At 57.6% G+C, this 13,899-nt stretch carries 10 protein-coding genes; 1 reads left to right on the forward strand and 9 read right to left on the reverse strand.

Annotated elements, in window-relative coordinates:
* Positions 1–5: 5 nt before the first annotated feature.
* Positions 6–209, reverse strand: coding sequence for a p-hydroxybenzoic acid efflux pump operon protein AaeX (gene aaeX, locus SOM48_RS12055; protein ID WP_023480966.1), 204 nt, complete (start codon positions 207–209; stop codon positions 6–8).
* Between the two features lie 178 nt (positions 210–387).
* On the opposite strand from aaeX, the gene aaeR reads away from it, so the two are divergent.
* Positions 388–1,311 (forward strand): HTH-type transcriptional activator AaeR, encoded by a 924-nt coding sequence (gene aaeR, locus SOM48_RS12060; RefSeq protein ID WP_320512014.1) that lies wholly within the window; start codon positions 388–390, stop codon positions 1,309–1,311.
* Between the two features lie 43 nt (positions 1,312–1,354).
* Here aaeR and tldD read toward each other — a convergent pair whose 3' ends face one another.
* The 8 genes from tldD to csrD form a co-directional block, all read right to left on the reverse strand.
* Positions 1,355–2,800, reverse strand: a complete 1,446-nt coding sequence (gene tldD, locus SOM48_RS12065; RefSeq protein ID WP_054802959.1) for a metalloprotease TldD — start codon at positions 2,798–2,800, stop codon at positions 1,355–1,357.
* Positions 2,801–2,884: 84 nt separating this feature from the next.
* Positions 2,885–6,679 (reverse strand): AsmA2 domain-containing protein YhdP, encoded by a 3,795-nt coding sequence (yhdP, locus tag SOM48_RS12070; RefSeq protein ID WP_320512015.1) that lies wholly within the window; start codon positions 6,677–6,679, stop codon positions 2,885–2,887.
* A gap of 55 nt (positions 6,680–6,734) precedes the next feature.
* On the reverse strand, positions 6,735–8,204 hold the full coding sequence (gene rng / locus SOM48_RS12075; protein WP_076769264.1) for a ribonuclease G: 1,470 nt from the start codon (positions 8,202–8,204) through the stop codon (positions 6,735–6,737).
* On the reverse strand, positions 8,194–8,787 hold the full coding sequence (locus tag SOM48_RS12080; RefSeq protein ID WP_054802958.1) for a Maf family protein: 594 nt from the start codon (positions 8,785–8,787) through the stop codon (positions 8,194–8,196). Before SOM48_RS12080 ends, rng begins: the two co-directional genes overlap by 11 nt.
* Positions 8,788–8,795: 8 nt before the next feature.
* Positions 8,796–9,284 carry a rod shape-determining protein MreD gene (gene mreD / locus SOM48_RS12085; RefSeq protein WP_023480801.1) on the reverse strand — a complete coding sequence of 163 codons (489 nt, stop codon included), beginning with the start codon at positions 9,282–9,284 and terminating at the stop codon, positions 8,796–8,798.
* On the reverse strand, positions 9,284–10,282 hold the full coding sequence (gene mreC, locus SOM48_RS12090; protein ID WP_023480946.1) for a rod shape-determining protein MreC: 999 nt from the start codon (positions 10,280–10,282) through the stop codon (positions 9,284–9,286). Before mreC ends, mreD begins: the two co-directional genes overlap by 1 nt.
* A gap of 61 nt (positions 10,283–10,343) precedes the next feature.
* Positions 10,344–11,387 (reverse strand): rod shape-determining protein MreB, encoded by a 1,044-nt coding sequence (gene mreB / locus SOM48_RS12095; RefSeq protein ID WP_006818047.1) that lies wholly within the window; start codon positions 11,385–11,387, stop codon positions 10,344–10,346.
* 306 nt (positions 11,388–11,693) lie between these two features.
* The gene (gene csrD, locus SOM48_RS12100) at positions 11,694–13,637 is read right to left on the reverse strand and encodes an RNase E specificity factor CsrD (protein ID WP_076769265.1); all 1,944 of its coding nucleotides are present in this window, start codon (positions 13,635–13,637) and stop codon (positions 11,694–11,696) included.
* Positions 13,638–13,899 lie beyond the last annotated feature (262 nt).

The following is a 13,899-nucleotide window of genomic DNA, read 5'->3' on the forward strand; positions in this document are numbered from 1 at the left end:
CTACCTCAAACAAATAAACGCGACAGCAGGTAAAACAGGCAGCAATAGAGCGCGGTGTTAAACAGCGCAGGATGCCAGACAAAATCGTAGATCCCGGTCGGGATCAGCATCCGACGCACCAGCCAGAAAATCGCCAGCGACAAAATCAGCTCGAAAAAAATCGGTGGGAACGACAAACCGAACACCACGATGACGGGAAACAGACTCATGTTGACCTTGGTTTTTTTACGCTTGCAGGTGATAAATCGTTCGTACGCCACCGCAGGAAAGGGCAAGGAGAGCCAGGCGAGAGTGACGTGAATATTATGGATAGATAGTATATTAGCGTAACTGTTATGCTGTTATCTATATTATGTGATCTAAATCACTTTTAAGTCAGAGTGAATAATGGAACGTTTAAAACGCATGTCGGTGTTCGCCAAAGTGGTGGAACTGGGCTCCTTTACCGCCGCTGCACGTCAGTTGCAAATGAGCGTTTCGTCCATCAGCCAGACCGTGGCGAAGCTGGAAGATGAATTGCAGGTGAAGCTGCTGAACCGCAGCACGCGCAGCATTGGGCTGACCGAAGCAGGAAAGATCTACTATCAGGGCTGTCGCAGGATGCTCCATGAGGTGCAGAATGTGCACGAGCAGCTCTACGCCTTTAACAATACGCCCATCGGCACGCTGCGCATCGGTAGCTCTTCAACCATGGCGCAAAATGTGCTGGCAAAAATGACCGCCGAGATGCTGAAAGAGCATCCGGGGCTGTCAGTTAATCTGGTGACGGGCATCCCCGCGCCGGATCTTATCGCCGACGGGCTGGACGTGGTGATCCGCGTGGGCGCATTGCAGGATTCCAGCCTCTTCTCCCGCCGCCTCGGCACCATGCCGATGGTGGTCTGCGCGGCCAAAAACTATCTCGCCCACTACGGCACGCCGGAAAAACCAGCCGATATGGTGAACCACTCGTGGCTGGAGTACAGCGTGCGCCCGGATAACGAGTTTGAGCTGGTGGCCCCGGAAGGGATCGCCACGCGCCTGATCCCGCAGGGGCGGTTTGTCACCAACGATCCGATGACCTTAACCCGCTGGTTAACCGCCGGCGCAGGGATCGCCTACGTGCCGCTGATGTGGGTGATCGATGAGATCAACAGCGGTCAGCTTGAGATCCTGCTCCCGCGCTACCAGTCGGATCCGCGCCCGGTTTACGCGCTCTACACGCAGAAAGATAAGCTGCCGTTGAAAGTGCAGGTCTGTATCAACTATTTGACGGATTACTTTATTGAGGTGGCGAAGGTCTACCAGAGCATGCAGGGGCGCAGGGTGTGAAAGCATTCACCCTCTTTGCGCGAAAGAGGGTGAACGGTAAGGATTAGGCCGTGCCGCCGACAGTCAGATTATCGACCTTCAGCGTCGGTTGACCCACGCCAACCGGCAGGCTCTGCCCCTCTTTGCCGCAGACGCCAACGCCGTTATCAAGCTTCAGATCGTTGCCGACCATGGAGATCTGCTGCATCGCTTCGATGCCGGAGCCAATCAGGGTCGCGCCTTTAACCGCTTTGGTCACTTTGCCTTTTTCAATCAGGTACGCCTCAGAGGTGGAGAAGACGAACTTGCCGGAGGTAATGTCTACCTGGCCGCCGCCGAAGTTCGGCGCATAGATGCCGTACTCCACGGATTCGATAATCTCTTGCGGCGTCGATTTGCCCGCCAGCATATAGGTGTTGGTCATACGCGGCATCGGCAGATGGGCATAAGACTCACGACGGCCGTTACCGGTCGGTTTCACGCCCATCAGGCGCGCGTTCATCTTGTCCTGCATATAGCCTTTCAGCACGCCGTTTTCGATCAGCGTATTGTACTGGCCCGGCGTCCCTTCATCGTCAATGGCAACTGAACCACGGCGATCGGCGATGGTGCCATCATCGACCACGGTGCAAAGCTCGGAGGCAACCAATTGCCCCATCTGGCCGCTGAATACGGAAGTGCCGCGACGGTTGAAGTCTCCTTCGAGGCCGTGACCGACCGCTTCGTGCAGCAGCACGCCCGGCCAGCCTGCGCCCAGCACTACCGGCAGCGTGCCCGCAGGCGCGGCAACGGCAGAGAGATTGACCAGCGCCATACGCACCGCTTCGTGCGCCCAGGCGTCGGCACGAACTTCACCATCCACCTCTTGCAGGAACCACTCGTAACCGAAACGACCGCCGCCACCGCTGGCACCGCGCTCACGTTTACCGTCATCTTCAACCTGTACGCTGACAGAGAGACGTACCAGCGGGCGCACATCGGCCGCCAGCGTGCCGTCCGTCGCCGCCACCAGAATCAGCTCGTAGACGCCGGTCAGGCTGGCAGTCACTTCCTGCACTCGCTTATCGGCAGCGCGTGCCGCTTTATCGACGCGACGCAGGATATCGAGCTTCTCTTCGCGGCTCATGCTTTGCAGCGGATCGATGCTGGTATAGAGGCTCTGATGCTCAACCGCGCCGAGAGTTTTGACTTTACCGTCGCCCTCTTCGCGGACGATGGTGCGCGCGGCCTGCGCGCTCTGCTCTAACGCCAGCAGGCTGATCTGGTCTGCGTAAGCAAAACCGGTTTTCTCGCCGCTGATGGCGCGCACGCCCACGCCCTGGTCAATATTGTACGAACCATCTTTGATGATGCGGTCTTCTAAAACCCAGGATTCGTGATAGCTCGACTGGAAATAGAGGTCGCCGTAGTCAAGACGACGCGCGGTCAGTTGACCGAGAATGGCAAACAGATCCTGATGATTCAGGCCATTCGCTGCCAGCAGTTGTTCACTCACCAGATTAAGACTCATCATGTTTTCTCGTCGTTGCCGCCACATCGGGCAATAAAAAAGTGCGATACAAGGAGCTTGAGGCAATTCGCTGATGCCGTCAAATCATTGCTTTTTGTCGGTACGCGGCTGGCGCATCACTTCGTTGATCTGCGGCTGGTCTACCGGGCCGGTAATGCGGTAGCGCAAAATGGAGACTTTATTCCACAGCGGACCCAGCACTTTACTGGCCGCGAACACCGCCGCGCCAACAATCGGGTTAACGGCAAACGCCGCCGCCACGCCAACGGTCGCGGAAATTTCTGGTGCCACCACCGCTTCAACATCAAGCTGGCGACGCACCAGATCCACCGAGCCTTTCATCGCGATATCCGCTTCCAGCCCGTCGACCAGCGTGTCATCAGTGTGCAGCACGCCATCTTTGATCCACGCCGTGCTGCGAATGGAGTCAAACCAGAAGCCCTCATTACTGAAGGTGTCGCTGAAATCAAAGCGCAGCTTGCGCAGCAGGGAATCGACGCTGAAGAGGCGCAGGATCTGCCCGGCATGACCGGTGCTGATATCATCGATTTTGCCTTTGCCGAGGCGCGTGCGCAGAATACCGTTGAGCGACGCTTCCTCCGGCTGCCACGGCGCGCTGCGCCAGTGCAGATCGTAATTGACGTTGAACGGCGCGTCGCGCACCGGCGTCGGCACCCCAAAGAAGCCCATCGCCGAATCGAGCTTATCGCCGCGCAGAATTCCCTTAATGGACGTGCGCTCGCCGCCCGCGCGGTTGACCCACTCGCCGTCGGCGGTCAGGCGCGCCACGCCGCTATCGACCAGCCCATTTGCCAGCGTCAGCGTATCGCCTTTAATGGCGAAATCGCCCTCGATACGGCCATATTTCTGCCCCCACAGCCAGCACTCTTTACAGCGCAGTTGCAGATCGGGCCAGCCGCTGAAATCAATGCGCTGCTTCTCGCTGAAAAGCGTGGTTGGCGAAGTGATATCTTTCGTCTTCGCGGCGCTCGCCGGGTTGTAGTAGAGATAACGAATATCGGCCTGCCACGGCGCGTTTTTATTGATTTTCAGCGTCGCGTTAAGCTCGCGGCCCTGCGCGTCAACAGTGGTGCCGGCAAACTGCGGCTGCGAGACGATGCTCATGTTATTCCACTGCTGCCCGCCGAGCGTCAGGGCGGGCGTACGCAGCGTGATGCGCGAGGGCAGCGAAGCGCTGCTGCTGACATGGCTTGCTGCGCCCTGATTAAACAGCGCCAGCCACTGCGCGCCGTCCAGCGGCGGCAGATTAAGCTCCAGCCCGCTCTGCTCCGGCAGCGGCGGCGTGGTTTTACTCTCCGAGGTCCAGATGCCGCGATCGAGCGCCAGCTTGCTGCCGAGCAGCCAGCGGCTGTTAAAGTGATTATCCGCGCCTGCGTTACCGGTCAGCGCAAAGCTGTGCAGGTTGCCGTCCACTTTCACCTTCACCGGCAGCGCTTGGCCTGCCCGCTTTTCAAGCGGCGGCGGTAAAGTGCTGGCGATATTGCCGAGATCGCCTGCCAGGTTGACCTTATAGCTCGCTTCGCCGCGGTAAGGGAGCGTCACGCCAACATCCCCTTTCCACGTCACATTTCCGCGCAGTGCATCGTTAAGCTGCTCCGGCAGTACGCCGGTACGTGATGGCTGCCAGTTGCCGTTGAGATTCACCGCCACTTCGTAGGCTTTAGCGCCCTCGGTAGTCGTGAAGTCGACATTCAGCGGTTGGTTAAACCAGGTGGCGGTCAGCGGCTCGCTCTTCAGGTTGCCATTCTCAAAGCTGAATTTGCCGCTGAGGTTTTTCAGCGTACTGCTGATGGGCTTGATAAACAGCGAATTGTTCTTCAGCGCGACCTCGCCTTTGGCCAGCGTCATCTCGCCATCCAGCGGAATATCGAGATGTAAGCGAGCACTCACATCACCATCAATTTGCAGCTCATCTAGCGCGCTGCCGAGCGAGTCGTGCAGCGGCGTCTGTTTAAAATAGGGGCCGACCTCTTTGCCCGGCCCATTGATATCGGCATCAATGATCAGCTTCTCTTTGATGTAATCCGGAATCGCGGCGGCCAGGTTGCTGGCGGTCACGCCGCCGAGCATCACTTTGTCGCTCTTCATCCATAAGCCGTCATTGAGGAAGTCGAGGCTAATATCGAGGTTTTGCAGCGCGGGCCAGTCCGGCTGGAAGGCAAAGGTGGCATTGCGCAGGGGCACCAGCACTTCAAACTGCCCTTCATTATGCTTATAGGGGAAGAGGCTCGGGTTACCGGCGAAGACCAGCGTGGCGTTTTCCGTCTGCCCGCCTTTAATCGCACCGCTGAGATAATCCACCAGCGCTTTGCCCATCAAGTTTTCCGGGAAGTAACGCCACGCCTGCCCGGCGTCGGAGACGTTAATTCCGGCCAGAATGCTGAGCCACGGCGCTTTGCCTTCCGGTTGCAGATAACGGAAATCCCCGCGCGCGTGCAGCCCGGTGGCCTGTACATCAATATTGCGCCCGTCCAGCTGGAAGCCCTGCTCGTTCTTCTGCCAGTTGAGCGTGGCCAGGCCCTTTTCGATCTCCAGCGGCGCGCGAAACACCGTCTCATACGGCATCTTCGCCTGCGAAATATCGGCGGTTAAGCGCCCGTTTTCAACGCTCCCATCAAGCGTGCCGGCGAAGTGCTCCATACCGGGCAGCAGCTTCCATTGATGCCAGCTGAGATCCTGCCAGCGCGCCTGGAAGCGGCTCTTTTCCGGCGTTTTTAATGGAATATCGACCGCCAGCCGCGCAAGCTTGCCCGCCGGTTGCAGAGTGTTCCAGATGTCATACATCGCCGGGGAAATTTTCTGCGCAATCGGCATCAGCCCGTCGAGGCTATTCAATTCAAGGTTGGTGGCACGAACGCGAAGCTCATCGCTCGCCTCTTTCGCTTCCTGCGCCGGGACCCAGGCGAAGCTGAGCGCCCCCTGCGGCCAGGGTTTATCATCAATCGCAATGCGCGTCACCGGCACGTCAAACTGCCAGCCCGCTTTCTGACGGCTGATATGGGTGGTCAGGTTGTCGACGGTCAAGCGATGGGTGGTGTTATTCCCCAGCCAGCTGGCACCGCCTTTTTTCAGCCACACATCGCCGCTTTCAATTTCGCCCTTGTTGAGCGTCATCCACCCTTCGAGGCTAAAGCGGGCGGAGGTCAGCGCGACCTTATCCTGCATCCACTGGCTGAGCCACGGTTTGACATCGATATCATCGGCTTGTAGCCAGACGCGGCCGTTATTCAGCAGGCCGTTATCATCGCGCAGATCCATACGCACCTGCATCACGCCATGCTGCCCGGTGAGGCTGGTGAGGCTCACCTGCCCTTCGGCACGGTGGCGATCGTCGCCGTTAAGCCAGGTGAGCTGCGGGATCGCCAGTTCGGCGCGTTGACCAGAGGGGGTTAAAAAGCTGACGCGGCTGTCGCGCAGATCGAAGTGATCGAACTGGCGCAAAAAGAGATCGCTGATGCGATCCTTGCCGAGGGTGTTGCCCTCTTCACTGCTCTCAAGGGGGGTATTGCTGTTAACCGCGAGTTGGTAAAAGGTGAGATCGCGGAACTGCCAGCGCAGGTGCAGCAGGCTCTGCCAGACGTCGAGCGCCAGAGTAACGCGCTTTACCTCAACGCTGCCGCCATCTTTCAGCGTGGCCTGAATATCGCGAACCTCCAGCTCCGGGCCGAAAGTTTGCCAGCGCGCCTGAAACTCGCTGGCCTTAACCGGAAGCCCGGTTTGTGCAGAGATGCGCGCCAGAATTGGCTCACGCCACTCATTAAGGTGGGGTAACACAAGGCGCAGCCCGCTTACCAGCAGCGCCGCGATAACGATCAGCGTCGCGCCTGTAAGCAGTAATATCCCCGGCAGTCGCCTCACGCCTCTCTCCTTGTCAAACCCATCAGACCCGCTTGTTTCGCAGCATGGCCGCGAATTACATCATGACTACGTCAAACTGCTCCTGATTATAGAGCGGCTCGATTTGTACTTTGACCTGCTTACCGACGAAGATCTCCACCTCCGCCAGCGCATGGGACTCTTCGCTCTTCAGCGCTTCCGCCACGGCCGGAGAGGCGTAGACCAGGAAGCGATCGGAGTCGTAGGCGTGATGCACGCGCACGATTTCGCGCATGATTTCATAGCACACCGTTTCGACCGTCTTTACCGTGCCGCGCCCGTGACAGGTCGGACACTCGTTGCACAACACATGTTCAACGCTTTCGCGGGTGCGTTTGCGGGTCATCTCCACCAGGCCAAGCTGGGAGAAACCATTGATGCTGGTTTTCACCCGGTCTTTGCTCAGCGCCTGCTCCAGCGAGTGCAGCACGCGGCGGCGGTGATCCTCATTATTCATATCGATAAAGTCGATGATGATAATGCCGCCGAGATTGCGCAGCCGCAGCTGGCGGGCGATCGCCTGGGTGGCTTCAATGTTGGTATTGAAGATGGTGTCGTCGAGATTGCGATGGCCGACAAACGCGCCGGTGTTGATGTCGACGGTGGTCATCGCTTCGGTTTGATCGATAATCAGGTAGCCGCCCGATTTCAGCTCCACTTTGCGCTCCAGTGCACGCTGGATTTCGTTTTCGACATCAAAGAGATCGAAGATTGGCTGGCGGCCACTGTAGTGCTCAAGCTTGCTGGTCATCTCCGGGATGTACTCCGCGGTAAACTCCAGCAGCGCTTCAAAGGTAAGGCGCGAGTCAACGCGGATGCGATCGAGATGGGCATCGGCAAAATCGCGCAGGACGCGCTGGGCTAACGCCAGCTCGCCGTAGAGCTTATAACGCGTCTGCTGGCGCTTTTTGCGCTCCATTACCTTCGTCCAGACGCGCTTCAGGTAGGCCGCGTCAGAGGCGAGATCCTCTTCGCAAACCCCTTCCGCAGCGGTACGAATGATAAATCCGCCCTGCTCATCGCAGTAGCTCGCCACCACCTTTTTCAGGCGATCGCGCTCGGCTTCGCTCTCAATACGCTGAGAGACGCCAACGTGCGCGGCGCCCGGCATAAAGACCAGGTAACGGGAGGGTAAAGTGATGTCGGTAGTCAGACGCGCGCCTTTGGTGCCGAGGGGATCTTTCACCACCTGTACCATCAGGTCCTGGCCCTGGCGCACCAGCTCGGAGATATCGCGTACGGTAAAGTTCTTCTGCTCTTCACCGGCGACGCATTCGGTGTGCGGCATAATGTCGGAGGCGTGTAGAAACGCCGCCTTTTCCAGACCAATATCTACAAAAGCCGCCTGCATACCCGGTAGCACCCGGCTAACCCGACCTTTGTAGATATTGCCTACTATCCCGCGCCGTGCTTCGCGCTCGATGTGAATTTCCTGCAGAATGCCGCCGTCAATATAGGCAACACGCGTTTCCGATGGTGTAACGTTGACCAGTAATTCAGCCGTCATGATTATCTCTTCCTTCACGCACTGCGTTGAAATTGCTCAGCAATTCAAAGGTTTCCACTAGCGGTAAGCCAACGACAGCGTGATAACTCCCGTTAATTTTCCTGACAAAGCAACCGCCCAGCCCCTGAATACCATACGCACCGGCTTTATCCAGCGGTTCCCCGCTCGCTACATAGTCGGCAATATCCTTTTCTGATAACGCTCTGAAGGTCACTTCGGTTTCTACCAGACACTCCAGCACCTGTTCGCGGTCCGCAATAGCGACGGCGGTCATCACCTGGTGAGTCTGCCCGGAGAGTTGACGCAGCATAGTGGCAGCATGCGAGGAGTCATGGGGTTTTTCAAGCACTTCCCCATTTAATATGACAATGGTATCGGCGCCCAGCACCGGCAGATCGCGCGATGCCATCGCCACGCCCGCCTGCGCTTTTTCCCGCGCCAGCCGCGCCACGTACTGCCTGGCGCTCTCGCCGGCCTGCCGCTGCTCCTCAATACCCGGAACAATACGCTCAAACGACACCCCAAGCTGCGTCAGTAATTCCTGACGGCGGGGAGAACCAGAAGCAAGCCAGATAGCTGTCATATCAACCTTTATTGCACCGCAAACTGCTGACGGATCTTACGCATAAGCAGGAAGATCCACGGCCAGAGCACGCCATTGACCAGGCTGCTCCAGAAAATTTCTGGTTTGAACGAGACGTTGATCACCAAAAACTCGGCCCAGAAGACGACCACTTCTGTTGCCAGCGACAATAACATTACCACCAGCGCTTGTTGCCAGAGCGCCAGATTACGGAATAACTGAAATTTCAGTGCGACCAGATAGGCGACGATGCTCAGGGAGAGCGCGCGTACGCCAAGGGTGGATCCGCTAATGAGATCCAGTATGGCACCCATCGCAAAACCCGTACCGACATTTACGCGGTGCGGCAAAGCGAGGATCCAGTAGAGCAGAATCAGCAGCACCCAGTTTGGCCGGTAGACGATGATGTCATCCGGCCAGGGCATGATTTGAAGCAATAGCGCAATGAAAAACGAGAGCCAGATGACCCAGCGCCCCTGGCTACGATAACTTGCCACTACTGCCCTCCCGACGATTGTTGCGGCATCGGCTGGGTTAAGCCGGTCGCCGGCGCAGGCATCGGTGCAGGCGGCCCCATGGTATCCGGAGAAGGCAAGACCTGCGGCATCATTTGCAGCAGACGCTCGTTCGCCACGCGGTGAACATCTTCCGGCGTGCGCGGGTTAGCGCCGTTGCGATCGGAGCCCCAGAGCAGCAGCAGGTAACGTAAACGTTGCAGACCGGCGGTTGGACGCGCCTGAATCACCGTGTACGCACGCTGGGTATCGAGTTTCACCGAGGAGACCACCGCAACCGGGTAGCCTTCCGGGAAACGCCCGCCGAGACCGGAGGTCACCAGCACATCACCCACGCGAATATCGGTATTCGCCGGCAGATGTTCCAGTTGCAGATCGTCAGTACAGCCGTTACCGGCGGCAATGACGCGGATATCGTTACGCAGCACCTGGATCGGCAGCGCGTGGGTCGCATCGCAAATCAGCAGCACGCGGCTGGTCATTTTCGCAACCGCAATCACCTGGCCGACAACGCCTTTATCGCTGATCACCGGCTGGCCTTCGTAAACGCCGTTGACGCTGCCTTTATCGATAACCACCTGATCGCTGTAGGGATCGTTAACCGTTGAGATCACCTGGGTGACCATTTTTTGCTCATCCTGACGCAGCGGCGAGCCGAGCAGTTCGCGCAGCCGCGCGTTCTCCTGCTTGTACTGCCCTAACATCAGCAGCTCGCTGTTTTTCAGCAACAGCTCCTGGCGCAGCGCCCGGTTTTCAAGTTCGAGCTGATCGCGCGAAGCCAGCGTTTGCGACACGCTGTCTAATAATTCGCGGGGACCATTGGAAATAAAATAGAAAGGGCTGACGGCCGTATCCATGTACGTCCGGATCTGGCTGAACGTACCGAGGCGGCTGTCGGCGATGATGACTCCAAGCGCCACCAAAACCGCCAGGAACAGGCGAATCTGCAGTGACGGGCCACGGCTAAAAATTGGCTTCATAGGCTTTGCGTATTCTCAGGCCAGACAGATACGGAGCGCGAGGCCCCGTATCTGACGCGGATTACTCTTCGCTGAACAAGTCGCCGCCGTGCATATCGATCATTTCCAGCGCCTTGCCGCCGCCACGCGCTACGCAAGTCAGGGGATCTTCTGCCACTACCACAGGAATACCCGTCTCTTCCATCAGCAGACGGTCGAGGTTGCGCAGCAGCGCGCCGCCGCCGGTCAGAACCATACCGCGCTCGGAGATATCGGATGCCAGCTCCGGCGGGCACTGCTCCAGCGCGACCATGACAGCGCTAACGATGCCGGTCAGCGGCTCCTGCAGGGCTTCAAGGATCTCGTTGGAGTTCAGGGTGAAACCGCGCGGTACACCTTCTGCCAGGTTACGACCGCGCACTTCGATTTCGCGCACTTCATCGCCCGGGTAGGCAGAGCCGATTTCGTGTTTGATACGTTCTGCGGTGGCTTCACCAATCAGCGAGCCGTAGTTGCGGCGCACATAATTAATGATCGCTTCGTCGAAGCGGTCGCCGCCGATGCGGACAGAGGAGGAGTAAACCACGCCGTTTAAGGAGATAACGGCGACTTCGGTGGTACCACCACCGATATCGACGACCATAGAACCGGTCGCTTCGGAAACCGGCAGACCCGCGCCAATCGCGGCGGCCATCGGCTCTTCAATCAGGAAGACTTCACGGGCGCCAGCGCCCTGCGCGGATTCACGGATCGCGCGGCGCTCAACCTGCGTGGCGCCAACCGGCACACAGACCAGTACGCGCGGGCTTGGGCGCATAAAGCTGTTGCTGTGTACCTGTTTGATAAAGTGCTGCAGCATCTTTTCGGTCACGAAGAAGTCCGCGATTACGCCATCTTTCATCGGGCGGATTGCAGCGATATTGCCCGGCGTACGGCCAAGCATCTGCTTCGCTTCATGACCGACTGCGGCCACGCTTTTCGGTGAACCGGCACGATCCTGGCGAATGGCCACTACGGAAGGCTCATTCAGTACGATGCCTTGTCCTTTTACATAAATCAGGGTATTCGCGGTACCCAGGTCAATGGACAGGTCATTGGAAAACATGCCACGAAATTTTTTCAACATACTAAGGGATAATCCTGAAAGCTGGGGCGGAAAGAAAAATCCGCTTACTTTACCAACCACACGCAGCAGCGACAAGGCACAAGAAGTCTCAGCTACGGTGAAAATTAGTGCAGTTTGTTTCCTTTGTTGCAAAACGACATGACTCTGTCCGGAAGCGTAAAAAAACCGTCGTTCCGGCACGTTGCGCCTGCAAGCTGGCAAAGGTCAAACCGGCATTTTTACTGCAACAATCTGGCGGGCAGGCTCGCACGCCCCCCGACCACGGCAGCGCGCGTTATTCTACGTGAAAACGACTCAAACAGCAGTTCAAACCGAGTATCTTTGTGAATATTTTTTCACATTGGTGTCGAGCGGCTGAGACGCCGCGAAGAAATCGCCCTGTCCGCCCGCAACGCCTCGCTCCACCAGCATCTGCCATTCGCCGCGCGTGCGAACGCCGGTCGCAAAGACGCGGGTTCGTGTGCCTTTACACGCTTCAACAAGGCTCTGTACCAGCAGCTGGTTTTCGGTGCGCTTCTCAATGTTCCTGACCAACCCCGGATGCAGCTTCAGTAACTCGACATCCAGAGCTTTGATCCAACTGGTGCTGACCAATGTCAGACCCGCCTGAACCACCGCCACGCGCGCGCCTAATCCATTGATCAATCGCACGACCGACTGCAATCGGCTGATGTGTTGACACACATCGGCCTCTGCAAGTTCAAAAATAATCCGTTTGCGTTGCGATTTTTCGCATTGCATCAAGGTATCGCGCAGCCAGCGCTGGAAGCGCGGGCGGATCAGCGACTCGACGGTGACCTCAATGGCGAGGTTCTCCTCCGGCCAGTAGCCGAGGAACGGCATTAAGCGCGTGATCTGCAGCCGGTCATACTCCTCTGACAGGCCAAATTGCAGCACCATCTGCATATACTCTTCAGCGATCACCTCCTGCTCGCCGTCGAAAATGCGGCACATTAGCTCCCGGTGGTGCACTTGCCCGTCGCGGTTAACCGCCGGTTTCTGGTAGACGCGCGGCCCACCGCGATTCAGCATCTGCTCAATCAGCGTGCGCCAGCGCACATTGCCGCGCCCCTGCTCCGGTAACGAGTCGTCATAGACTGACCAACTGTTGGTGCCCTGCAGCACCGCGTTGCGCGCCGCCGCCTCCGCGTGCTCCATCACTTGTCTTGTCGACTGCCCGCCGCGCCAGCTGCAGATGCCGATATGCATAATGTCTTCCCGGGTCAACATTTTGGTCGGCGGTAAACCATCCACCGCTTTCAGGATCTGCCCGGCGATACTCTCCGCTTCTTTTAATGTGCGGTGCGGAAGCAGTACCGCAAAATCACTGCGGTGATAGCGCGCCAGCAGCGCGCCGGGGTAACGCATAATAAAGGTGGAGAGTAAGTTGATGAGGGTAAAGAGATACTCTTCGGCGGCAGAGGCAAGCCCGTCGCTGTCGCGCAGCAGGTCAAAATCGGGCAGGCGGATCATCATTACCACACCGTGCGAGCCGACTTTTTCCTGATCTTCTAATAGTGTTGCCAGTTGATTATCGAAAAAGAGGCGGTTATTGAGGCCGGTACGCGTGTCCTGCGCCGCGTAAGAGCGGATCAGCGTATCCATGCGGCTGCGCTGATCGCTGGCAAACTGAATATCGGTGAGTAAGACGTCCAGCGCGCTGCTGGTGCGCGACGGCCACTCATAGATGCTGCCGCGCACCTGCGCGCCGCGCTCGCCGTTGAGGATGCGCGTCGCCCGCAGTTCCAGCAGCTCCTGGCCGGAGAGTTGGCGTCGCAGCCAGCGCACCGCGAGGAAAATAATGACTATCATAAAACCAATCGCCACTGTCAGCGGCGCGGTGGTCATCATGGAGCGGAAGTAGTTGGCCATCGGATCCTGATAGACCAGCGTAAAGGTCACGCCGGGGATCTTCATCGACGGCATCTCAATCTCGCGCATCGCGTAGTTACTGCCCGCCGGGCGATAATTCCCTTTGCGCGTATGGCTTAAAAGGGTATGGCGGCCCTGCTTGATGGCAATCGAGGTGATATCGACCGGCACCATCATCTCATCAAGCTGCGTTGAGAGGCGCGGAAGCGGCGTGGAGATCAGGCGGGTATCGATAACGGCAGCAACGGCCTGTACGCGGTTGGCGACTTTATCTTGTATGGCGTTATAAAAGCTGAGTGAGCAGCCGATGAGCGTGACGAAAATCGCCAGCCCGGTCAGAAGTGTTACAAAAGCACTAAATTTCGTCGTTAATCGCATCCCTGATTTAACTCCGCGCGTGTAAAGAACAGAACGATATCGCCTGAAGAAGGTCTGTATAGTAAGCACTAACTTTTGAGCTTCGCCGCGACACGCGCGCGCACTGCGGTGAAGCCCGAAAATGGCACACCGTTTCACCCAGCGAGTATAGTCTTCAGAAATTTTTTTCCAATCATCAATAAGCTTAAAGAATGTCTTTAACACGCAATTTTCACTAATTGCTAACTTGCTCTTCTTCGCGTTAACGTAGTTTTCCCTACGC

It is taken from the genome of Kosakonia sp. CFBP8986, assembly GCF_034044935.1.
In the GTDB taxonomy this organism is placed as follows: domain Bacteria; phylum Pseudomonadota; class Gammaproteobacteria; order Enterobacterales; family Enterobacteriaceae; genus Kosakonia; species Kosakonia cowanii.